23 protein-coding genes are annotated in these 24,051 nt (G+C 31.0%); 14 read left to right on the top strand and 9 right to left on the bottom strand.

Annotation, left to right across the window (positions count from 1 at the left end; translation table 11 throughout):
* Window positions 1–2 precede the first annotated feature (2 nt).
* The 4 genes from B6F84_RS05230 to B6F84_RS05245 form a co-directional block, all read right to left on the bottom strand.
* Window positions 3–422 (bottom strand): hypothetical protein, encoded by a 420-nt coding sequence (locus B6F84_RS05230; RefSeq protein ID WP_148691263.1) that lies wholly within the window; start codon window positions 420–422, stop codon window positions 3–5.
* Between the two features lie 100 nt (window positions 423–522).
* Complete coding sequence (locus tag B6F84_RS05235) at window positions 523–942, bottom strand: Zn-ribbon domain-containing OB-fold protein (protein ID WP_148691264.1); 420 nt, start codon at window positions 940–942, stop codon at window positions 523–525.
* Window positions 932–2,131: a thiolase domain-containing protein gene (locus B6F84_RS05240; protein WP_148691265.1), complete on the bottom strand. Its 1,200-nt coding sequence runs from the start codon at window positions 2,129–2,131 to the stop codon at window positions 932–934. Before B6F84_RS05240 ends, B6F84_RS05235 begins: the two co-directional genes overlap by 11 nt.
* Window positions 2,132–2,198: 67 nt before the next feature.
* The gene (locus B6F84_RS05245; protein WP_148691266.1) at window positions 2,199–3,860 is read right to left on the bottom strand and encodes an oxidoreductase; all 1,662 of its coding nucleotides are present in this window, start codon (window positions 3,858–3,860) and stop codon (window positions 2,199–2,201) included.
* 173 nt (window positions 3,861–4,033) lie between these two features.
* Between B6F84_RS05245 and B6F84_RS05250 the strand changes: the two genes are divergently transcribed.
* The 5 genes from B6F84_RS05250 (at window position 4,034) to B6F84_RS05270 (ending at window position 9,309) form a co-directional block, all read left to right on the top strand.
* Complete coding sequence (locus B6F84_RS05250; protein ID WP_148691267.1) at window positions 4,034–4,744, top strand: MupG family TIM beta-alpha barrel fold protein; 711 nt, start codon at window positions 4,034–4,036, stop codon at window positions 4,742–4,744.
* Window positions 4,745–4,851: 107 nt separating this feature from the next.
* The gene (locus B6F84_RS05255; RefSeq protein WP_148691268.1) at window positions 4,852–5,145 is read left to right on the top strand and encodes a helix-turn-helix domain-containing protein; all 294 of its coding nucleotides are present in this window, start codon (window positions 4,852–4,854) and stop codon (window positions 5,143–5,145) included.
* Window positions 5,146–5,279: 134 nt separating this feature from the next.
* A complete protein-coding gene (locus B6F84_RS05260; protein ID WP_148691269.1) occupies window positions 5,280–7,340 on the top strand; it encodes a xanthine dehydrogenase family protein molybdopterin-binding subunit in 2,061 nt (686 codons plus the stop codon).
* 90 nt (window positions 7,341–7,430) lie between these two features.
* A complete protein-coding gene (locus tag B6F84_RS05265; protein ID WP_148691270.1) occupies window positions 7,431–8,120 on the top strand; it encodes a hypothetical protein in 690 nt (229 codons plus the stop codon).
* A gap of 253 nt (window positions 8,121–8,373) precedes the next feature.
* On the top strand, window positions 8,374–9,309 hold the full coding sequence (locus B6F84_RS05270; protein WP_148691271.1) for a PEP/pyruvate-binding domain-containing protein: 936 nt from the start codon (window positions 8,374–8,376) through the stop codon (window positions 9,307–9,309).
* 7 nt (window positions 9,310–9,316) lie between these two features.
* Here the strand turns inward: B6F84_RS05270 and B6F84_RS05275 are convergent, their stop codons facing one another.
* Together B6F84_RS05275 and B6F84_RS05280 are read right to left on the bottom strand one after the other, a co-directional pair.
* The gene (locus B6F84_RS05275; protein ID WP_148691272.1) at window positions 9,317–9,649 is read right to left on the bottom strand and encodes a hypothetical protein; all 333 of its coding nucleotides are present in this window, start codon (window positions 9,647–9,649) and stop codon (window positions 9,317–9,319) included.
* Between the two features lie 317 nt (window positions 9,650–9,966).
* A complete protein-coding gene (locus B6F84_RS05280; RefSeq protein WP_236749082.1) occupies window positions 9,967–10,647 on the bottom strand; it encodes a peroxiredoxin in 681 nt (226 codons plus the stop codon).
* Between the two features lie 177 nt (window positions 10,648–10,824).
* Between B6F84_RS05280 and B6F84_RS05285 the strand changes: the two genes are divergently transcribed.
* From B6F84_RS05285 to B6F84_RS05300, 4 genes are all read left to right on the top strand, one after another.
* Entirely contained in the window at window positions 10,825–12,066 is a 1,242-nt protein-coding gene (locus B6F84_RS05285) for an NAD(P)/FAD-dependent oxidoreductase (protein ID WP_148692847.1), read from the top strand.
* A gap of 103 nt (window positions 12,067–12,169) precedes the next feature.
* A complete protein-coding gene (locus B6F84_RS05290; RefSeq protein ID WP_148691273.1) occupies window positions 12,170–13,705 on the top strand; it encodes a long-chain-fatty-acid--CoA ligase in 1,536 nt (511 codons plus the stop codon).
* A gap of 5 nt (window positions 13,706–13,710) precedes the next feature.
* On the top strand, window positions 13,711–14,478 hold the full coding sequence (locus B6F84_RS05295; protein WP_236749084.1) for an SDR family NAD(P)-dependent oxidoreductase: 768 nt from the start codon (window positions 13,711–13,713) through the stop codon (window positions 14,476–14,478).
* A gap of 163 nt (window positions 14,479–14,641) precedes the next feature.
* The gene (locus tag B6F84_RS05300; protein ID WP_148691274.1) at window positions 14,642–15,844 is read left to right on the top strand and encodes an MFS transporter; all 1,203 of its coding nucleotides are present in this window, start codon (window positions 14,642–14,644) and stop codon (window positions 15,842–15,844) included.
* A 34-nt stretch (window positions 15,845–15,878) separates the two neighbouring features.
* Here B6F84_RS05300 and B6F84_RS05305 read toward each other — a convergent pair whose 3' ends face one another.
* The gene (locus tag B6F84_RS05305; RefSeq protein ID WP_148691275.1) at window positions 15,879–16,424 is read right to left on the bottom strand and encodes a hypothetical protein; all 546 of its coding nucleotides are present in this window, start codon (window positions 16,422–16,424) and stop codon (window positions 15,879–15,881) included.
* A 163-nt stretch (window positions 16,425–16,587) separates the two neighbouring features.
* Between B6F84_RS05305 and B6F84_RS05310 the strand changes: the two genes are divergently transcribed.
* Window positions 16,588–17,016: a ribbon-helix-helix protein, CopG family gene (locus B6F84_RS05310; RefSeq protein ID WP_222703220.1), complete on the top strand. Its 429-nt coding sequence runs from the start codon at window positions 16,588–16,590 to the stop codon at window positions 17,014–17,016.
* Between the two features lie 266 nt (window positions 17,017–17,282).
* Complete coding sequence (locus tag B6F84_RS05315; protein WP_148691276.1) at window positions 17,283–18,689, top strand: 4-hydroxyphenylacetate 3-hydroxylase N-terminal domain-containing protein; 1,407 nt, start codon at window positions 17,283–17,285, stop codon at window positions 18,687–18,689.
* Between the two features lie 334 nt (window positions 18,690–19,023).
* On the opposite strand, the gene B6F84_RS05320 is transcribed toward B6F84_RS05315, so the two are convergent.
* Both B6F84_RS05320 and sat read right to left on the bottom strand, forming a co-directional pair.
* Window positions 19,024–19,323: a DUF6955 family protein gene (locus B6F84_RS05320; protein ID WP_148691277.1), complete on the bottom strand. Its 300-nt coding sequence runs from the start codon at window positions 19,321–19,323 to the stop codon at window positions 19,024–19,026.
* A 1-nt stretch (window position 19,324) separates the two neighbouring features.
* Window positions 19,325–20,557, bottom strand: a complete 1,233-nt coding sequence (sat, locus tag B6F84_RS05325; protein ID WP_148691278.1) for a sulfate adenylyltransferase — start codon at window positions 20,555–20,557, stop codon at window positions 19,325–19,327.
* A gap of 101 nt (window positions 20,558–20,658) precedes the next feature.
* Between sat and B6F84_RS05330 the strand changes: the two genes are divergently transcribed.
* From B6F84_RS05330 to cobA, 3 genes are read left to right on the top strand one after another with little or no spacing between them, the layout of a single operon-like run.
* Window positions 20,659–21,381: a phosphoadenylyl-sulfate reductase gene (locus tag B6F84_RS05330; RefSeq protein WP_148691279.1), complete on the top strand. Its 723-nt coding sequence runs from the start codon at window positions 20,659–20,661 to the stop codon at window positions 21,379–21,381.
* Between the two features lie 2 nt (window positions 21,382–21,383).
* Window positions 21,384–23,264 (top strand): nitrite/sulfite reductase, encoded by a 1,881-nt coding sequence (locus B6F84_RS05335; protein WP_148691280.1) that lies wholly within the window; start codon window positions 21,384–21,386, stop codon window positions 23,262–23,264.
* A 10-nt stretch (window positions 23,265–23,274) separates the two neighbouring features.
* Window positions 23,275–23,946: a uroporphyrinogen-III C-methyltransferase gene (gene cobA, locus B6F84_RS05340; protein ID WP_187152760.1), complete on the top strand. Its 672-nt coding sequence runs from the start codon at window positions 23,275–23,277 to the stop codon at window positions 23,944–23,946.
* The last annotated feature ends 105 nt before the right edge of the window (window positions 23,947–24,051 follow it).

The raw sequence follows: 24,051 nt of genomic DNA on the forward strand, positions 1-24,051 counted from the left end.
ATTTACATAAATGTATTCGGTCTGCCAAATTTTTGAGATTCTTTCAAATAGATATCTCTTGGATCTGTTAGATCTAATGCTATTCTATATGCTATACTATTTTCTTTGAACTTATCTTGTACAATCTCTAAATCAATTCTTCTTACTTCTCTTTCATCAGCTATTCCAACTAAATGTAGGTATTCGTGAAGTATTACTACAAATAAGTATTCGTATTCGTAACCCATATTCTTAGCTCTCATATACTGTTGATAGTTTACATAAATGGTGTTATCATTAGCTTTAACATAAGCTAATATTGTAGGTGGTAAATAATTTACTACCATTACTTTAACTCCTTCTACTTCTTTACCAAGTTTATCTTTTACTACTCTTCTGATATCATTAAGTACTATATCTATTATAATGCCTTGTGATGGCATAGTTTAATCTCATTTTTTGCCTTTTTAAAACCTCCATGAAATTTAGTATAAAGAAAAAGAAAAGGTTTTAAGTTTCTTAATGATTTTAATAATCTAGGCATTAATTATCAATAAGTTGTAAATAATATGAATAATATCCTTCATCTCTTTTTTCTACTTTTAAATTAACTTTATCTCCTACTCTTAAATTATCCTTTTTCCCCTTTACCCATGCTAGTACATTGATTCCTTCTGGAAATGTAGCTACACCTACTATGTAGTCGGGATATTGTGAAAAGGATGCTGGTTTCACATAAATTATTGTATATGTTAGCAATTCGCCCTCATTTTTAATTTCTATCCAATCTAAATTGGAAATTCTGCATTTAGCACAGTCTTGTTTTGGAGGAAAATAGGTAGCACCACATTTAGGACATCTTGTAGCGAAAATTTTACCTTTTTCTAACTCCTCAGAGAAATGATGTATTTTATCATCTGGAATTTGATATTTTAGAGTTATTTGCCTTTTATCATCCCACATATTCAGGCCTCCTAGTAGATAAAATGGTTACGTAAGCATAGTGCCCAGTACCTCCAAGATTATGAGCTACAGCCATTCCATTTTTTATTTCAGCCTGCATATGCTTATTTGGAGCTCTATAAAGTAATTGTCTAGCTAACGTAACGTTCATACTTATTCCAGTAGCACCTATTGGATGCCCTTTTGCTTTCAAACCACCATCCACATTAACTGGAATTTTACCTCCTATGTAAGTTTGTTTTTCTCTAGCTAGATTTACACCTTCTCCTCTTTTGGCAAAACCTAAATCTTCATACGCAATAATTTCTGCTATAGTAAAACAATCATGTACTTCTGCCACGTCGAAATATTTCCACGCGTCTTCTTTTGATATTTTAGCTTTTTTATACGCAATCTCTGCGGCGTATCTAGTGGTTTCCATACTAGTGAAATCATTTCTTTTTGAAATGTTTGCTGGTCCCGATGCAACTCCTTGAGATAATATCCAAACTGGAGAATCTGTAATTTTCTTAGCAACGTCTTCTGAGGCTAAAATTATGGCTGCAGCACCATCAGTTATAGGAGAACAGTCTAAAAGTTTAAGAGGCCATGCTACTGGTTTAGAGTTTAAATATTCTTTCATTGTTATCTCTTTTTGTAAATGAGCATATGGATTTAGAGATCCGTAATGATGCGCCTTAATTGCAATTTCTCCTAGATCCTCTTCTTTCAATCCATATTTATTCATATAAGCTGTAGCATATAGTGCAAAATATCCTGGAAAAGTTAGTCCAAAATTCTCGAATTCCCAAAAATAATTTCCTGCTCTACCTAATAATTCTACTACTGTAGGAGTTTTAGATTGATGCATTTGTTCTACACCTATTGCCATAGCGATATCGACTTCACCAGATTTTACCGCTAAGTAAGCATCTCTTAATGCTGCGCTTCCTGTAGCGCATGCAGCTTCAACTCTCATTGTACCTTTAGGCGTAAGTTCAGAATATTCTCCCACAATTGGGGCAGGTAATTCTTCAGAGCTCCATAATCCCATATTGCCAACAGTGTAATACTCAATATCTTTTTGTTCTAGGTTAGCCTCCTCTAATGCTTGTTTTATTGCCTCCCATGCTAGTTCTTGCAAATTTACATCAGTCCTTACACCGAACTTACTATGTCCAGTTCCTATTATAGCTACATTACGTGTCATAAGTTAACTTTAGTTTTTAACTATTTATATTTTTATTTCAATATAAAAGTTCAATACGTAGAAAAGGTTAATGACTTAATTTATAAGTTTTACCTAACCAATAAGCTCTAGCTATTGAATCGCCAATAGAAGGCTGATTTTTCCTTATATCGTTGATAACTATATCTGCATTGATTTGATCTTTTATTATTTTTACTCCAAGTTCATTATATTTCTCTCTGAGTAAATAACTTCTATTTCTATCTAATCCTTTGAACGTGTTTTCTGTTACGTAAACTTCATTGTATTTAGCCCACTCAAACACATAGTCTTGATATGCATAGAGATTGGAATTTACTAAGATTTTTTCTCCTTTATATTCTTTGAATTCAGGTTGTCTTTCTTTAGGTATCGCATAAATTACGTTTTCTTTTTTATTATTATTATTCTGATCTACTTCTGAATTAAAATGAATTTTTACTCCAAGTCTATTCAGTTCTTTTTCATAATAATCAATTAATTTAAAGAATTCCGATTTTTTGTATGGATCTCTGATTTCATTGAACTGACCTCCCAATTTATTCTCTTTTTCATATAAATTTACTTGAAATCCTCTCATTGCTAATACTCTGGCAATTTCCATTCCCATTACTCCAGCACCTACTACGTTTACTTCTCCTTCACCTCTTTCTAAGCCAAATATTTCCCATCCTAATTCTGGATTCACATCACATCTTACTTCTCTTGTAGATAATAATCTGCAAAGTTGATTACATCTTATACATGGCCTTATTGGTAATCCATTCATTATTCTTAATGGCCATTCTGGTTCTGCTAAGATCTGTCTTGCTAATACGACTGCATCTACTACTTCTAATGCTTTTTCTGCATCTTCTAAAGTAAGTATAGATCCTGCTAATAACGTTGGCTTAGTTATTTTATTTCTTGCTATTTTAGCCTCTTCTAGATAGCTTAGTCTTTTGTAATAGAATGACGATGATCCACCTAAAGGACCGTCTCTTCCTGCAGAGAAATGAATGTAATCTAATTTGTCTTGTACTCTTAATAATATTTTATTTACTAATTCTGGATTTAATCCTTGCTGATCAAATTCAGTTACTGAAATTCTCATCCCAACAGGTATGCTAACTCTACTTTTCACTTCTTTGATTAGCTCGTCTAAAAAGACTACTCCATCTTTATATTTATCTTCTCTCTTATTTACTGCTGGAGATAAAAATTGAGCTATTAAATATCCATGAGCTCCATGAAGTTCTATTCCATCAAATCCTGCTTTCTCAGCTCTTTCTGACGCTGACGCGAAATCATCTATTACTCTATCTATGTCTTCTTCTGTCATTTCTCTTACTTCATCCATTAATGGAACTTTTGATGGAGCTATTGGAGTATTTCCCCAGATTAAACTCTTTCTAGTTTTTCTACCTACGTGAACTAATTGTACGAAGATCCTAGAATTATTATCATGTACTGCATCTGTTAACCTAGCAAATTTAGGTATTAGAGAATCGTCATAAAGACCTAATTCGTTAGGTGAACCTCTAGCATCTATTCTATTAACATATGTATATTCTGTAATAATAAGACCTACTGATGATCTCCTAACAAAGTACATTATATGTTCGTCTGTTGGATAGCCATCTGGTGAAGCTAGATTAGTTATCATTGGAGACATTACTATTCTATTCTTTATTTCTAGATCTCTAATGTAGAAAGGCTCAAATAGTTTCATAAATGAAGAAATACGTAAAAATAAATAAAGTTAGTTCAACATGACTATTTAAATGTTCAATTTAATATAAGATATATTCTTTAATATTTTTTAAATAGATATAAAGGAGGGAAGTTATAACTAGAATAATAGAATCAATATACTTTATTTACTTATAAATTAAATAATGTTTAATGGCATCAATAGGGTTTTCTGTTTTTCCAGGATGGAAAGAGATTTTTGAAAGACAAAAAGAAATGATAATAAAGGGAGAAAATTTAGGATACACTGAAATATTCTTTGGAATAGGAAGAGGAGTTCACACAAAGTCTACATTAGAAGCAGCTAGTAATGCAAAACAATTATTAAAAATTGCTAATAAATTAGGCTATTATTCATTTGTTGATATTAATCCAGATATTTTAAATGAATTAGGTGCAAGTCCTAGGAATATGGGAATTTTTAAGGAAATAGGATTTTCGGCAGTAAGAGTAGATTATGGATTTAAAATAGATGATATCTTGAAAATTCAAGATATAGGAATAGAAATTAATCCCTATGAATTTCCATTAGATAGATTGGAATATTTCTTAGATAAAATTGACGACCCAGAAAGAGTAAAAGCATGTCATAATTATTATCCTTCTAAAGGATCTGGAATAAGTCTTAAAGAATTAATAGAAAAGAGCAAACCATTTGTTGAACTAGACATTCCAGTTGCTGCTTTTATTTCAGTTCCTTCAGTAAAAAGTGATACTACAGTAGAAGAGTTAAGAGAAAAAGATCCATCTGAATCTGCTAAAATATTATTTGATACTGGCGTAATAAGCAGGGTATTAATAGGCGATGCAAATCCTACAGATGAAGAAATGGAAAAATTATCGTCAATAAAAATAACATTCTAAATCTTTAATTATTACTTATCTGATAAAAATTTATTTATAGAAATTTTATTTAGTAAAATTGTGGAAAGCTTTATTAGTCCGATATCGAATCCGATATTAGTGAGAAAATGTTTGGTAGATTAATTAGAATAGGTGGAATACAAATAATGGATAATCTAAAAAATGGACCAGTAAAAATTTCTCAAGTTAAAAATTCAGTATCATTATATGGTAGCGCATTTGATTTAGTATTAAGCGAATTAATGATCTCAGGATTAGTTAGGAAATTTGATAAAGATGGAGAAGAGTATATAGAATTAACTGAATTAGGTAGAAATATTATAAACTATGGACCTTATTATGGACCTTACGGAGGATATCACGGACATAAACATCATGAAATGTATCACGGATATTGGTAAATAACCAAGAATAAAAATAATATTTTTTATTATTTTTTATAATTATTATAAATAATGAACTATTCTGCTTAATAAAAATTATTAGTACATGTTTGAGAAGAGATTTTTATAGCATAGAAAATATAAAGAATACCATGCTCTTAAGAGAACTTTACAATGTAGTTTCAGGAAAGTCGAAATATATAGACGATATAGAGTTGAATGATATGTTATACCTTGGAGTAGTTAGATCTTCTTATGCACGAGCTAAAATTCAATCTATAACTGAGCCGTCTAATGTGATATTAACTTTGAGCTGGGATAAGGTAAAAACTTATATGCCCGTTCGTCCAGATCCAAGAGTTCAAAATTTAGTTAAAATGCCTGTGTTAGCAAATGGAAGTGTGAATTTTGTGGGACAGCCTATTTTAGCATTCATAGTGAAAGACAGATATGAAATAGAAGATAAGATTGATGAAGTAGGAATAGACTATGAACCATTGAAGCCAATAACTACAATTGACGAGGCTATAAAAAGTGAGGAAAAGATACACGAAAAGGGAAATATAGCGGTTGATCTAAATTTAGAAGGTGGAAAATTAGAACAAAAATACAATGCTGATATTGTAGTTGAAAGAGAATTAGAACAAGATAGAATAGTAGCTAATCCAATGGAACCTAAAGGAATTATTGCATATTATGATGGTGATATTCTCAACATAATAGGTAGCTTTCAGTCTTCTTTTAGGATTAAATCTGATTTGCAAGAAGCATTAGGAATTCCTGCAGATAAAATAATTGTAAAATCTGCACCAAATGTAGGAGGCGGATTTGGAAATAAGGTACCTGCTCATCCAGAATATGTTCTAGCAAGCTTAGCTTCAATGATACTAAAGAAGCCAATTAAATGGATTGAGACTAGAAAAGAGCATCTTACTAATCCTACTCAAGGTAGAGGGGTTAAATCTAAAGTTAAACTTTACGCTAAAAACGATGGAACTATTCTAGGAGTAGAAGGAGAAGTTTATAATGATTTAGGAGCTTACGCTTATACAATAAATACAAATACTCCTGCATTTATTGCTAGCTCAATTAATGGTCCTTATAAGATGTCTTTTATGAAAATAAGAGCAATAGGCGTGTACACTAATAAACCGCCAACTGGTCCATATAGAGGTGCTGGAAGACCGGAGGCTACACTAATTATTGAAACATTGGTAGAGGATTTAGCTGAAAAATTAGGAATGGATCCAGTGAATTTAAGGAGAAAAAATATAATAGAAAATGGATTTACAACCCCTCTAGGAACTAAGATAGATAATGCAGGTTATTTAGAGTTACTTAATAGAGGAGAAAAAGTGTATAGAGAATTAAAAGAGAAATATAAAGGAAAAGGCGTGTCGTTGATTGCATTTACGGAGATCGTTTCTGCTGCTCCAGGAGAAGGAGCTAAAATAAGGATAGGAAAAGGAAAAATTCAATTATTTGTAGGATCTGGACCACATGGCCAAACCCATCATTCCACATTTTCGCTTTTAGCTTCTGAAGTATTAGGTTATCCTGCAGATAAGATTGAAGTCATAACTAATGATACTGAAAATCTAAAAGAAGGGATTGGTAGTTTCGGTAGTAGAACAGCAGCTGCTGCTGGTTCTGCAGTAATATTAGCTTGCCAAGGAATACTAAATGAATTGGAAAAAAGAAGAATTAGTCTATTAGATGCAATTAATTCAGATGAGATTATAGAATATGAGACATTTTCTAAAACAGAAAATATCTTTACTCCGGGAGTATATGTTGCTGTTGTAGATATAGACGAGCTTTACGTTCCAAAGGTAATAGAATGCTATTCTATAGATGATGTTGGAAGAGCGTTAATTCCTGACGAAGTAGAAGCTCAGATAACTGGAGGTGTACTACAAGGGATTTCTCAAGTATATTTAGAAGGAGCTTTATATGATGAAAATGGTTCTCCTATTTATGGAAGCATATCAGATGCGGGAGTGCCTACTGCAATAGATGCTTCATATAAGCTTAATGTAGAATATATAGAAACTCCTAGTAATTTGCCTAGCAAGGCAAGGGGTATAGGAGAAGCAGGTACTACTGGTGCGTTAAGTGCTACTTTCATAGCATTAGAAAAAAGAATAAACAAGAAATTAAATAAAACTCCAATATCTCCTTCTATATTGGCAAAAATAATAGAAAATGCTTAAAATCTATTCAAATAAACATGTTTTTAATTAGATTAATCTAGATTATAAGTGGATAAATTTATTTATTTAAGAGTATAAATGTAAAAATGAATGGTATCCTATACTTATTGTGTAGAACAAAATGGTGATAAGGTTTATTTAACGCCTGGTAAAGAATGTCATGGAGTATATTATATTTTTGAATATACTAAAGATATGCAGTTATTAGTATCTAGATGTATAAATCATAATTGTATGCCAATAGATGATATAAGTACAATTAATCTTAAATTTAAAGATGAACCTGAATATTTAAATGAGATATTAAGCAAAATTAATAATATTAGACAATTTCTAAATAAATATAATATAAAAATATACTTTTTATTAAAGGATACTAGCGTTCTAGAAGCTATATATTCCCCTTTAACCTATTATTATAAATATTTAGGTATTAATGATCCAGAGTTTAGGGATAAAGAATTAAATTATCTAAAAGAATGGAGTCAAAGATTATTGTTATTAGTCAAACTAGTTGAAAGTATAGGAGTTAAGAAATTTACTTCTCATTTAGATAGCTTAGATGGTAGATATGCTTTGTGGATAGGGAGTAATGATCCAGTAGTTTCATTTATAACTAATAATGACAAAGAAATAACACTTTGGTTATTATATAATGGCTGTGAAATATTTTTGAAAGAACAAAATATAGAAATATGCGTTGAAAAAGATAAACTTATATTTAACGGAAACAAATTTAACTTTGAAAATATGGATACTATTTTACATAAAATATTATAGAATAGCTCATTTTAGGATAGAAATAATAAAATACATGGTTATACATATCTAAATGTATAAACAAGACGATAGTGTGATTAAAAACTTAGAATAAAATATATTTAATATCTTTTAATCTGTTAACTTCTTTTGTATAGGTTATCGAACATTAATAAATAGTTATTAGTTCCTTACGTAAGAAAGAAGTTAAATGTAGTTTTATATAAAGTATTTACACAAACATTTTTTAAATCGATAATAATAATAGGTAATTATGAGCATTTATAAATTAAATCAAGTTTCATTAAATATGATAAACGAAGTAGGAAGAAAATCAGCATATTTAGGCGAAATGATGCATTCTGATATAAAAGTTCCTGATGGTATAGTAGTATCTCAATCAGTATTCAGATCGTATTTAGAGTATGTAAAACCAGAAATAGATAGAATATTATCAAAATCTAATTTGAAAGATTTGGAAAGTGCTAAAAACAGTTATGAGGAGATTAAAGATGTATTTTTATCAGTACCACTAGACAAAGAAATACAGCAAGAAATAGATAAAAACTTATCTCCTCTAAAATCTGAATATTTTGCAGTAAGGCCTACTGTAACATCTTCGATAAATGGACCAAGCTTTGCAGGAGAGCTAGAAACATATCTTTTTGTTCCAAAAAGTGAAATTTCATCTTATATTAGATTAGCTTGGGCTAGTTATTTCAATCCAAGAAGTATAGCCTATAGAATCTTATATGGAGAAAACATACCGATAGCAGTGTTAATTCAAGAAATGGTAAATCCATTAAGTGCGGGTACTGTATTTACTTTACATCCTGTAGAATTCGATACCCAGAAAGTCCTTATAGAATCTTCTTGGGGATTAGGAGAAGCAGTAACTAAGGGCATAGTAACGCCAGATGAATTTATACTAACAAAGAATGAAAGACTTGTAAGAGAAAAAAGAATATCTAAAAAAGATGTAAAATTAGTTTATGATTTTTCTTCTAAGAAAGTTAGAGAAGTGGAATTAGATGATGAAGAAGCTTTAAAGCCTAGTATTTCTGATAGAGATGCAATAAAAATAGGAAATATAGCATTAAAAATCGAAGATATGCTTAAAAAACCCGTTAACATTGAGTGGGCAATTTCTAATGGAGAATTATATATTTTAGAAGTAAGAGGTATTAAAGCATCATACGAAATAAGTTAAAAAAATTTTAAAATGAAACTATTTCATATCCTTCCTTTACAAAGTGTGCTACTCTTTCACCTGCAGGCATTAGCGAAATACCTAAGTTTTCTAGATTAGGCTTTATTTTCATATTCTCTGCTACTCCTACACATGCAGAGTCTATAATCTTATTTTGCAGCATTTCTTGGAACATGGTCTTTAATTCTCCATCTAATTGAGTTAATCTCTTTTGACTAGGGCCAAAAAATATTACTTTTGTATCATCATATCTTTTATTCTTAAAACTATAATAGCTCATTCTCATACCTAAATCGAATTTCATATCGTCTGACATTATTAGGAATAGAACTTTAGACATAGTATTATTTATGTTAAACAAGGATATATAGTTTGTTATCTAAGGTTAATGTTACTAAATATTAATAATTAGATCAGAATCAAAAAAATTATATATTACCATAGATTTTATAGTGCAGAATTCATCTATATAATTCTGGATTCTTTCCACTTTAGATTAGCTCATTGTAGAGTTTACGTCATCATAGAATCAAGCAACGCAGAAACTCTTCGTCCATGCGATTTATAAAGATTGGAGCATTAACAAGCGAAGCCTTTGTCTCTACAAAAACAAGAATCTAAAATTTGAAAAAAGGATTATATTATAAAAAAAGATTGTTATACTCTTTGATTTTCAGGTAACTCTTCATATTTCTTATAAGCTAAGTACCAGGATTTTGAGTTTGGTAGCTTTAGCCTTAGTTGTGCCTCATCTAATGTAGTAGGAGTAGGTAAAATCACATCGTCTCCAGGCTCCCAGTTCACTGGCAAAGATACTTTAGCCTTATAGTTAACTAATGCTGCCTTAGTTATTCTTAATAACTCATCTATTTTTCTTCCATATTCTATAGGATAATATGCCATAAATCTAATTATTCCTTCAGGATTAACTAAAAATACTGCTCTTATAGTAACTCCAGATGCTTCATCTACTATATCTAGGAGTCTAGCTAATTTTTTATCTGGATCTGCAATTAATGGGAAAGGAATTTCTACGTTAAATCTTTGCTGAATGTCGTTAAGCCAAGCTATATGCGAGTAGATACTGTCGACGCTCATTCCTACTAATTCTACGTTAAGCTTTTTGAACTCATCATATGCTTTAGCAAAAGCTACGAATTCGGTAGTGCATACTGGAGTAAAATCTGCTGGATGAGCAAATAGGAATAGCCATTTTCCTTTTCCAAATATATCTTTGTAGAAATCTATAGGTCCTTTAGTAGTTAATACTTGTGTATCTGGAAACTTTTGATAAAGTTTCATTTTTATCCCTAAATAAACATAAGCCTTTAGATTCATAAATCTTACCATTTACGCAAATCTTGCATACTTTATTAATTTCTTAAATAATAAAAATTAGATATAAACTTAAAATCAAAGATACCATTTTATATCATATTTATACATTTATCTTTATGGTAAGGATCAAAATTAAGTAAGAATATAGCTTTATAAAAATCCAAAACTAATTATATGATCATGACCAAAAACACACGGTACCTAATAATAGGTAGCGGTATAGCTGGATATAACGCTTTGAAAGAACTAATGAATTTAGATCCAAAATCCAAAATAACCATGATTACTTCTGATAAATATTATCCTTACGATAGACCTCCACTATCAAAAGACTATTTAAGAGGAAAAATAGAAAGGCCAGCATTATTCTTCGAAAATGAAGACTTTTATAAGAAAGATAATCTAGAAATATTATTAAATACTACAGTAGTAAAAATAAATAATGATAATACAGCTGAACTAAATAATAAAGATTATATTGCATTTGAAAAAGCTCTAATAGCTACTGGCGGTAGACCAAGAAAGCTAGGAATAAATGGGGAAAATACAGAAAAAGTGTATTATCTTAGAACTTTAGATGACTGTGATAAGATAAAAAATGAAGCAAAAAATTCTAAAAATGTAATAATTGTAGGAGGGGGATTTATAGGAATAGAAGTTGCTTCAAGCTTAACGTCATTAGGAATAAAGACTACGGTAATTGAAGTAATGCCATATATATGGAATACATTCGTTGATGAGAAGATTTCAAAATTTATTCAACAGTATTTCGAAAATCATGGTGTATCGTTCATATTAAATGATGGAGTAAAAGAAATAGGTAATAAAAACAATAAAAAAGAAGTTATTACTAATTCTGGTAAAAAATTAGAGTCAGATTTTGTATTAATAGCAGTTGGAATAACTCCTAATGTTGATCTAGCCCAAAATAGTAACATAGAAGTGAATAATGGCATATTAGCAAACGAATATTTACAGACTAACAAAAAGAACGTATTCGTAGCTGGAGATGTAGCTAACATTCTAGATCCCATAACTGGAAAGAGGAGAAGAATTGAACACTGGAATAATGCAGAATACACAGGAAAATTAGCATCTAGAAATATGACTGGAAAAAATGATAAATATAACTTTTTATCCTCCGTTTGGTCTGATATATTCGATTTACATATAGAGTCAGCAGGAGATACAAGAGATTATGACGAGTATATAATAAGAGGCAAGTACGACTTAGATAACCCTTCATTTAACGTTATCTATCTAAAAGGTGGTTTAGTAAGGGGCTATTTAGCAATAAATAGAGACTTCTCAGAATTATCTATTCTCAATACAATAATATCTGAGAAAATAGACATTTCTAATAAGAAACAAGAGCTTCTTGATGAGACTTTTGACATAAATAAATTATTAAATAAATAGAGTATATCACTATATAAATATTATTTTATTAATATAGAAATTTTTCTCTATATTGTTAAGATTAAATATAAAGTTAATAAAGCTTATTACAAAATAAAATATTATGAAGTCAACTATAATGGATTTTGACTTAACAATACATGATATTTTTTGGAGAATTGAAAAATTATATAAAGAAAAAGAGATTGTATCTAGACTTAAAGATAACGAAATAGTAAGATATACTTATCTAGATTTCTCTAAAAGAGTTAGAAAATTAGCCAATTTCTTAAAAAAATACGAAATAAAAAATAACGTTGTAGGATCAATTGCATGGAATACCCACAGACACTTAGAACTATATTTTGCAGTACCAATGCTTGGTGGAGTACTACATACTATTAACGTAAGATTTCACCCTACAGAAATGGAATATGTGATAAATTTTGCCAAAGATAAGATAGTTTTTTATGACGAAGAAATTCCAAAATCACTGGAAGAAAATACTAATGCTACTTTTATTTCAATGAATACAATAGATAACATAGTAAAAGAAGAGACTGAAATAGGAGAATTTGAAGATGTAAATGAAAAAGATGGTGCAATAATGTGCTTTACTTCTGGAACAACTGGACATCCTAAAGGAGTAATTTATTCTCATAGAAGCGTATTTATACACTCTCTAACTCTACTTTCATTAATAAAAGAAAACGATATAGTAATGCCTGTTGTCCCCATGTTTCACATTTCAGCCTGGGATGTTCCATTTGCTACCATGATGACAGGAAGCAAGCTAGTATTACCTGGAATCAAACCGTCTTCGGCTGATCTAGCTAATCTAATTGAAAAAGAAAGAGTAACGTTAACTGTAGGCGCACCAACAGTATGGATTTCATTCTTAGATTACTTAAGAAATAATAAATATGACATTTCCAGTTTAAGGTATATAATAACTGGAGGAGCAGAACCACCTAAAGGAATGGTAAAAGAATTCCTTGAGAAATACGGAGTAAGTGTTATTCATGCTTGGGGAATGACTGAAACTGAAGCTATCACCACAATAAATACAAGCAAAAACATTGAAGAGATATCGAAACAAGGTATTTCATTGCCTAGTATAGAATATACCTTAATCACTCCAGATGGGAAAGAAGGACAATGGGACGGGAAAACAATAGGTGAACTAATAATAAGAGGTTCATGGGTTATTAATGAATATTACAATGATGAAAAAAGAACTAATGAAAGTTTCGTTGAGATTAACGGTAAGAAATGGTTAAAAACAGGAGATCTAGTTGTAATATCTAAAGATGGTAATATAAAAATAGTTGATAGGACTAAAGACATTATAAAAAGCGGAGGAGAATGGATATCTTCTATCGATCTAGAAAATGCAATAATGAGTTATGAACCTGTATTGGAGGCAGTAGTAATAGGAGTAAAAGATGAAAAATGGGGAGAAAGACCTATAGCTATGGTAGTACTTAAGGATGAATATAAAAATAAAATTAGAGGAGACGATATACTTAATTATTTGCAATCATTAAATAAATTCCCTAAATGGTGGTTACCAGATAAGATACTTTTCGTGGATTCAATTCCTAAAACTAGCACAGGAAAACTTGATAAGAAAGTATTGAGAAATATTACAAGTAAGTGATAATAATGATAGAAAATTTATCTGGGAAAGTAGCAATAGTTACGGGCTCAAGTAGAGGAATAGGAAGAAGTATAGCAATAAGACTAGCCAAAGAAGGAGTAAAAGTAGTAGTCAATGGTAAGAAAAGAATAGAAGAAGCAAAAGAAACACTATCAAAAATTCAATCAGAAGGAGGAGATGGAATTATTACTATGGCTGATGTATCAACAAGAGATGGATGTAAACAATTAGTTAATAGTGCAATAGAAAATTTCGGAAAACTGAATATTCTTATTAATAATGCTGGATTAGGGCTTTTCTCCTTATTTTCTAATGCTGACGATAATTTGATAGATAAGCAGATTAATGTAACGTTAAAATCTTCAATTTATTGTACGCAAGAAGCATCAAAAGTTATTGATAAAAGCAAAGGCGGAGATATCATCTTCATGTCTTCTATAGCCGGGATATCGCCCGCTGTTGGTCTTTCCTTTTATGGAATTGCAAAAGCAGGTTTGATTTCGCTAACTAAGACTCTAGCTATAGAATTATCACCCATAAAAGTAAATTCTATTGCTCCAGGCGTAGTTAGAACAAAAATGGGAGAAAGCCTAATATCTTTATTTAAAGAACCAGAAGAAGAATGGGCTAAAAAAAGAACATTACTAGGAAGGATAGTAGAGCCAGATGAAATAGCAGAACTTATAGTTACAATTTTAAAAATACCAAGCATAACAGGACAGACATTTATCATAGATTCTGGACAGACATTGTTAGGAGCGTTAAGTGGATAAAGATTTTTATATTACTAACAAATATATAATATTCTATTTTCTTGATAATTAAAAATAAAATACTATTTCTTAATAAGCCTTTATTTTAGTATATCGACTATTTTGAATATAAAGGTAAAATAAGAAGTAAATTATTTAATCTTTGGGTTTCTAACATTTAATCGTGAATAGAAATACCTTTGACATAACTTTGCTTCTTATTTCTAGAATAACAAGAAGTATAACAGCAGGATTTATTTCAGTGGTAATAGGATTATATTTCTTACATATAGGCTTAAATTTAGTCCAAATTGGTATATTATTTGGAATAGGAGCGTTCGCTTCTCCTTTAATAGCTTTCTTCTTTTCTATTTACGCTGATATTAAAGGAAGAAAATTAACTCTTTTAATAACTTTAGCGTTTCTCCCAATAAGTATAGCAATTTTATTATTAACTAAGAATTTCTACTTATTGGGTCTTGCATCAGCATTAGGAGGATTTGGAATAGCTGGAGGATTAGTTGGAGGTGGAGTAGGAGCTACAGTAGCACCTATACAGACAGCTATACTGGCAGAAAAAACTGATAATAAGGAAAGAACAAGAATATATTCAATTTTTACATTGGCTTCTACTTATGCTGGAGCAGCAGGTGCATTATTTTCTCACATTCAGAATTATAATGAACTATTTATTATTGGATTTATTTTATCACTAATTTCTTTTATTGCATCAATACCTATTAGAACTCAAGCAATTATAAAGAAAAAGGAAGAAGTAGAGGTTAGGAAGAAAGATTTAGACGTAATCCGTAAATTTACTTATACTGGTATTTTCAACGGAATAGCACAAGGATTAATAACACCATTCATTCCAGTTATCTTTGAAAAATTCTATAATTTATCTCAAGGTGAAATAGGGAATATCGTATTTTTTGGAGGAATAGTATCAGCAACTATAATGTTCTTAACTCCGTATTTTACTGAACATCTAGGATTTGTAAAATTTATTATAATTACTAGAGCTATTTCGTCAATTCTAGTTTTAGCATTTCCATTTTTGAGAACTCCTTTACTAGCGGAGACAGACTATGTAATATTTACAACGTTCAGAGTATTTGCATTACCGTCACAACAGGCTTTGATGATGAATTTGATTAGTGAAAGAAGAAGAGCTACAGCTAGTGGAATAAATCAGACTGCAAGATTATTGCCTTCAGCATTATCAACATCAATATCTGGAGTACTATTAACTATAGGATTATCTATACCTTTCGTCTCATCCTTTGTAGTAAATATATTTAACCTTTTCTTATATTACAAATTCTTCTGGAACATTCCAGAGGCACAAGCTAAAAAGAAAGTAAGTTATATTCCTAGAGAAACATAATAGATTGCTATGGACTTTCTTCAACCTTCTAAAGCTAAATCGTTAATAATGCCATAACAAATATAATAGCTATTTGAAACACTGATTGAGATCCTGACACATATATGTTCCTCATACCTAGTTTTATCACTTTTTGAGTATCAGGCTTATCTTTTCTTAGCTCAAGAAATATTCTCACTTCATTTGGCATTATTATCCCAAATCCTTGTATTATTAAAATTATTACTATTATTCCTGCTATATCTATTAGTAAGTTCGATGGCGTAAATATTCCAAATTTCATTGCTATAAAAATACCTGCAGTTGTAGCTACAGCAGCTAACGATGGCATAAAAAATAGCATCATTGGTACTAATCTTTTAATTATTTCAGCTCTAACATTAGGTTCTAAAGACCTTAAAACTCTGCTCATTATCAGTCCCATGAATAAATCTATTCCTGTCCATGTTCCACCAGTGATGACATGAACATAGTCCAAAAATACAAAATTATTACTAATTTCTGCATACGCTAATGCGATAGGAGGAACTATAAGTGTTAAGATTGAATACGGAGTAATTAAAACTGTTTTTTGACTCATAGTTTAAACTTCCTTATACAGTTTAATAAATTAAAAATCCTTACTCTGTATATATTATTATTGTAATATTAAGAATAATATTTTCTCTATCAAAAATGTCCTTTAATAACTACGTATTCTCGTTTCAGCTAAACTTTATAAACTTTATAAACTAGATAACCTCATGGCAGTACTAATAAAAAATATGGATGAAGAATTATACAAACAACTAAAAGCTAAAGCTGCACTAATGGGTATTACTGTTTCTGAAGCCATACAATCTGCCATAAGATTATGGCTTAATTCCTTAGAAAGTATACCTAATGAAAACTATATTGTAATGAAGACTGACAAAAACGCAATAGAAGCATATGAAAGAGGAAAATATGTCCTTGTATGTGACGGAAAGTTCATAGGAAGTTTTGATAGTGAAGAAGAAGTAATCAATACTGCTAAAAGTTATAACAAATGTATGATAGGTAATATAACAATAGATGGTTATATTGAACATCCAATATTTGGTAGAGATATAAATCTAATAGGTAGAGAAGTTCTCAAAAGGATTAACATTAACATAAAAAAGGGAAAAGAAATCTGTATAGAAGACCCGTAAATTATAACTAACAAAACTTCTTAGAGCATAAGGGAATGTTCAGCCAGAACTATTCTTCAGGCTAGAGACTAAGATCCGCTCCATAGTATACATCTCTAACTCCTTTGAGTTTTTACACTTAATACATGTAAAAATATGTCTTATCTTCGAAAATCTGATGTTAGATTACATTTATAAATCAGTCCAATCATTTAAAATTTCTTAAAACTATTTTTATTAAGATTATATACGCAATACTTTTATCTTATGAGATTTTTAAGACTTATATGAGAGATAAGAATTCATATCTATCCTCATTAAACGATGGAAGAGAAGTTTATTATAGGGGAAAGAAAATTGAAGATTTAGTCAATCACGAAATTCTTAAGATTTCTGCTAATCATTCGGCAGGAATTTATGATTTAAAAGATAGAATATTTTATGATAATGAACTGAACAGTAATATAAGTAAATATTATAAAATACCTAGAAATAGTAATGATTTGTTAGATAGACATAATATGATTTTCAATCATACGTTAGAATTTAATGGCGTTTTTAACATTTCGCAAGCTATCGGAAGTGATGCATTATTTGCGTTAATGATAACCACAAAGAAGATTGATAAAAATAAAGGAACTAAATATTTTGAGAGAGTTAGAAAATTCTATGAATATGTAGCTAAAAATGATCTTACTTTAACTACTGCACAAACGGATGTAAAGGGTGATAGAAGTAAAAGGCCATCAGAGCAAGTAGATAAAGACATGTATGTAAGGATAGTTGAAAAAAGGAATGATGGGATAATAGTTAAAGGAGCTAAAGCACATACAACTCAATCCATCTTTGCTGATGAAATAATAGTCATACCAACTAGGGCAATGACAGAAAAGGATAGCGATTACGCAGTAGCTTTTGCTATTCCTACTAATACTAAAGGTGTAAAGATGATTGCAAGACCAATAGATGAAGTAGAGGGAAATTCATCATCTATTCTAAGTAGGCTTGATTTTGAAGTAGAAACTATAACTATTTTCGATAATGTTTTCGTACCATGGGATAGAGTATTCTTAGCCGGAGAATATGAGTTTGCGGGACTTTTAGCTAATCTTTTCGCTACATATCATAGATTTACTGCTATATCATATAGATCTGCAATGTCTGATTTGTTTATCGGTACTGGAAGCCTAATGGCTAAAGCTAATGGAATACAAGATTCTAGACATGTAAGGGAAGACTTACTTAATATGATCATGTACAAGGAGATTTTAAAAATGAGTGCAGTTTCCGCAGCTGTAAATCCAGTAATAGATGAAGGGATAGCTATTCCTAATTCTCTTTATACTAATGTAGGTAAACTATATACTAACTCGCATTTCCACGAACTTATCACAAGTCTTATAGATATCTCTGGTGGGATATTGGCTACAATGCCTTCTAAAGAGGATATTGAAAATGAAATAGAAAAACAATATATAGAAAAGTATTTGAGAGGTGCAATAGAAGGAAAAGATAGAATAAAATTAATAGATTTAGCTAAGGAATTATCTGCTAGCAATTTATCAGGATATTGGTTAACTACTATGATTCATGCAGAAGGTTCTATAGAAGCTAGTAAAATAGCACTATTAAGGAATTATAATTTACAGAATGCCGAAGAAATGATAATGAAAATATTAAAAAGTGAGAAATGAAAATATACTAAGAAATAATAATGTATCGTCTATAGGGAGTACTGGAGTGCAGTCATGAAAATTAGTATGTAATACGAATTAAAATTAAAGTCTCTCTAACTCTCTTGATATTTTCCAGCCACACTTGATTAAAGAGAGTAACAACACTAGAAAACATCTTACCCTTCATGATAATAAGCAAACTCAAACTATAATCAACCATACTAAAAATCCCAACATAATGGATGATATCCCTATCTTTAGAGACGTTAAGTGATTGTAATACTGAATGGATAATTAATAAACATAAAACGCGTTTTTAATCTGATAAGTTCTTATTTCTCACTCTCACTCATCATCTTAAGCGCTTAAATGTCTGTAAAGCATCTAATAATGCTTCTTTAGGATCTTTCCTTTTTTCTATTATTACTTTAAGAATCTCATTTTTGAAATGTTTGGGTAATAATTCAATAGACTTAGTAGTAGATGTATCTACTTTTACATTGGGGAATAACTTTACTATTTCATTTACAGTATTTTCCTCAACCTCTATTTCTATTCTTTTCATTCCTCCAAGAACGTCTTTAGCGTAATTGAGGCCTAATTCTTCCAATTTCTTAGTTACTTCCTCATTAAGCCAAATATAGATCTTCATTTCATTCCTCACCTAATTCAAATATTTTTTGTCTTTTTTCTAAGTACTCCTCAGTTACAAATGGACTTCCTAAACCATACTCCTTAGCCGTCTTCATTAAGATGTCATATACTTCTGGTCTCATCACTATCTTAGTTGGTTTTACTTCATCTAATATAACACTCCTCAATAGGCTACCACTAAATTCTTGTTTTTCATCCTTATGGTCACAGAGGATCTCGTTTTCTATGCTTCCACATTTAGGACAATAATAATTCTCTCTCAAAAAGATAGGTTTAATTAAAAGATCCCTTTCATCAATATTATCAAATATTTTGTGCGCTTCATATGGGGAATAATAGTTTCCAACTCCAGCATGATCCCTGCCAAACACATGATGTGTACAACCTAAATTGCTTCTAATTATTGTATGAAGAACGGCTTCTCGAGGTCCTGCATATCTCATATCCCATAAGGTGAACGAAAGAAGATGTACCTTTTTACTTATGTATCCGTACTTAGACAATGCATCGTGAGTTAAAAGTATCGCTTCATCAATGTAATCACCTATCCTCTTCTCCCCTATTACAACATTAACTAAAATTCCGGTCTTGGGTTCGTCTACTTTCTCATTTTCATTAGCAGCAAACCATGCGTACTTCATTAAATATTCATGGCCAGTATGAGGTACATTTCTGGTTTGGAATACTACTATTCTCTTCCAACCCTTCTTTTCGAAAACCTCTCTATGCATTCTTGGAGTTAGCCAGAAATTAGAATATGGAACATTGAATATAGGTTCGTTAATTAGCCAAATATCTCCGGCTAAGAATTTATCTGCATAATTTAATGTTCTTTTTACCCCAGGATGTTTAACATCCTTCGTCTTGTACACTCTTTCAGCCATTTTTACTTTATCATAACTAAAGATTTCCTTAACTTCCATAATGGCTAAAGGTTTACCTAAATAGGTTATTCCTATTATATCACCTTCTTTAGCGTTTATTTTACTAGTTAAGTCAAAGACGATGGGAATAGGCCACAGTATACTATTTGGCAATCTCATTTCATTTATGACTGAATCGACCTCATCATAGGTCATAAAACCCTTTAATGGTGAGAGAAAACCATAGGCAATACTTATTATTTCATGGGCAATCTGTCGCTTTACCTCAATTTTTTGCAACTCCCTAAATTCCCTAAATTTTCTCACTCTTTCAATTATTTCAACTCTTCCATGACCTATTAGGTTCATAATATTCTTACAATAAGGATAGGGCTTATATAATTTAGCTATTTGTGCAAATTTCGCATATATCAGAACTCTAAAGTATTAATCTTTATACAATTATTCTGATGTTGAACAAAGAGGAACTAAAAGCTTTAAATGACTATTTTGAGGAGAAGGAACCATTAGAAGTTTTAAAATGGGGAGTTGAGAAGTTTTATCCTAAAATAATTCTAGCTTGCAGTTTACAAGCAGAGGATCTAGTAATTTTGGATATGTTAAGTAAAATAGTAGAAAAACCAAGGATCTTCATAATAGATACCGGTAGACTGCATCAAGAAAGCTATGATCTGATAGATGAAATAGCCAAAAGATATAGTGTTGACATTAAGATATATTTTCCTGATTATAGAGAGGTTGAGGATCTAGTTAATAAATACGGAATCAATTTGTTTTATAAAAGTGTAGAATTTAGGAAAATGTGCTGTGAAATAAGGAAAGTTAGACCTGTTAAGAGAGCATTAGAAGGTATGAATGCTTGGATAACTGGATTAAGAAGGGAGCAGAACTTTACTAGAGGAGAAATTAAGAAAATTGAGATAGATGAGATAAATGGTGGAATAGTAAAACTAAATCCATTAGCAGACTGGACTTTAGAACAGGTATGGGATTACATAAAGAAGAACAACGTATCTTACAATAAACTTTACGATAAGGGATATAAGAGTATAGGCTGTGTACCTTGTACTAGACCCGTTAAACCGTGGGAGCATCCACGTGCAGGTAGGTGGTGGTGGGAGCAAAATAGTGATAAGGAGTGCGGTCTCCATTATAGAAAAGAGGTGAAGTAGACATGCCTATAGAGCCCAGTTTTAGAACAGATCCAAAGGACTACACTGAGGAGGAGAAAGCTAAACTAAAAGTTAAAGATTTAAAAGAAGACTCCATAGGCATTTATACTTCATTACATGATTTGTCTCATGATGATTTAGAAAAAGAAGTGTCACTAATAGCAAAAAGTTTCGGTATATACTTAGAATTTAATAGGGATAAAATGAAACTAAGTAACGTTAAAGAATGGATTTATATGATTAGGGTTCCTATCCCTGGAGGTGGTCCAATAAGGCCAGATCAATGGAAAATATTAGATGATATTTCTAATAAGTACACAATCTCAGACGCGTATACTGGCTATCCATTGCCGTCTCTAAAACTGACTACTAGGCAAGCAGTACAATTTCATCATGTAAAGAAAAAGGATCTAGTTAATGTTATAAGGGAAATAGCTCAGTCTGGTTTTTTGACCATTAATGGGTGTGGGGATAACGTAAGGAGCACCATTGCTTGTCCACTTTCCAAATATTATATTTTCGACTCGAACATGTTATCGATAAAAATAGCTAGGTACTTTAGATTACCTCCAGAACTTTTCATTCAAGTTTTTGAAATTCCAGTAATTGAAAATAGACCAAGTGAGGAGTCTTTTGAGTACCCGGATAACTTATTGCCTAGGAAGTTTAAAATAGGAATAGCGGGTGTAATAAGAACTGCTGACGGTAAGTATGTCATTGACAATTGTGTCGAAGTAAGGGCAAATGATATAGGTATAGTTCCAATAATAGAGGAGGATAAGGTGATAGGCTATCAAATATACGTTGGAGGATCAATGGGCGAGAATAACTCTTATCCTACATTTTCGGCCTTTGGGCTTCCCCTAGGTACTGTAAATAATGATGATGAGTTAATTAAGATATTAGATGCTATAGTTAGAATACAACAAGAATGGGGGGATAGAAAAAACAGACATTGGGCTAGGTTTAAATACCTCGTTTATAAGATGGGATTAAATTGGCTTAGAGAGAAGGTGAAAGAATACTCTGGATTTTCGCTAGGGAAAGTGAGGGAAATAGATCTAGGATATAGAGATCTACATTTAGGATGGACAGAATTAGGTAATAAATGGGCTTATGGGGTATTTGTTGAAAATGGGCGATTGATAAATGGTAAGAACGGTAAGATAAAGAGTATGATAAGATATATAGCTGATAATTTCAATAATGTCAGATTGTACATAACTCCGAATCAGCACCTACTTATTACTGATATAGAGGTGGAACAGAAGTATAAAATAGAGAAAATACTAAGTGAGTTCAATTATGGCTTAAGAGATGACAGACCATATTCTAAGTTGAGAGTTAATTCCATAGCATGTGTAGGTTTTCCAACATGTAAGATGTCATTTACGGATTCTGAAAGATTTCTCCCAAAATTGATTGATGAACTTGAAAGAAGAGGCTGGAGTGATGTTCCAATATCATTAGGTATCTCTGGATGTGTGGCACAATGTTCAAGACCAGCTACTCATCCAATAAGTTGGATAGGCAGTGGATATGAGTTATATATGTTAAAGTTAGGTGGGGGTAAGGATTCTTTAGGAGAACCGTTGATAGATTGGGAAGAGAATGCAATTTATCTCTATCAAGTGCCTGCAAACAGATTAGTTGACACAACGGAAGCTTTATTTGAGTTGTATGAGAAAAATAAGCATTTAGGCAGAAGTGCTGAGGAGGTATTTAAGAAGCTTGGAAATAAGAAAATAATTGAATGGCTAAAGAATAATGAGAAAACTAAGGATCTAATGAAGCCACACAGATTTGATAAGAAGATAGATGGTTATAGAGAATATCATGAACTTTTAAGGAATCGATTAAAGGAGGTGACTGAATATAGGTAAAGTTGTTTTAGTGGGAGCAGGTCCAGGAGACCCAGAGCTCATAACGTTAAAGGCAATTAAGTATTTACAAAGTGCTGACGTTATAATATATGACAAGCTTATACCTAGAGAGCTAATTAATTATGCTAAATCATCCTGCATTGTGAAGTACCTTATAAGTCATGACATGGAGGTTGAACTACTAAGGAAATATGCATTTGATTATAATTTAGTGGTTAGGCTAAAAAACGGTGATCCATACGTTTTTGGAAGAGGAGGTAACATTTGTTATGAGCTGTCTAAAGATGGTATAGATTGTGAAATAGTTCCTGGAGTTTCCTCTGTTAATTCCGTTCCAGCTTATGCTGGTATTCCACTAACTTTTAGTAATGTTTCAGATATGGTAACAGTTATAAGTGGAGTTACACAAGGAGGTAAACTCTTCGATTTCCAAAAAATTCCAAACTATGGTACATTAGTAGTTTTGATGGGAAGTAAAAGAGTGGAGGAAATAAGTAATGGATTAATGGTTAAGAGGGATCCCTCGGAAGAAGTTGCTATAATCGAGAAAGGGACATATCCGGATCAAAAAGTTCACCTAACTAATTTAAAAGAATTGCATAAATTTAACTTAACTTCTCCTTCAATGTTAGTTTTGGGTAAAGTGGTAAGATTTAGGCAATTACTGTGGAAGTTATCCTAAAAAATAAATATAGAAGACATCCTCTTCTTATTTTTAAACTTTTCGCTAGATGCCAAATTATACAATTCAATAGATATATAAATTACATAGTAGAATTGTATATTA

Origin of the sequence: Acidianus manzaensis (assembly GCF_002116695.1) — an archaeon.
In the GTDB taxonomy this organism is placed as follows: Archaea; Thermoproteota; Thermoprotei_A; order Sulfolobales; family Sulfolobaceae; genus Acidianus; species Acidianus manzaensis.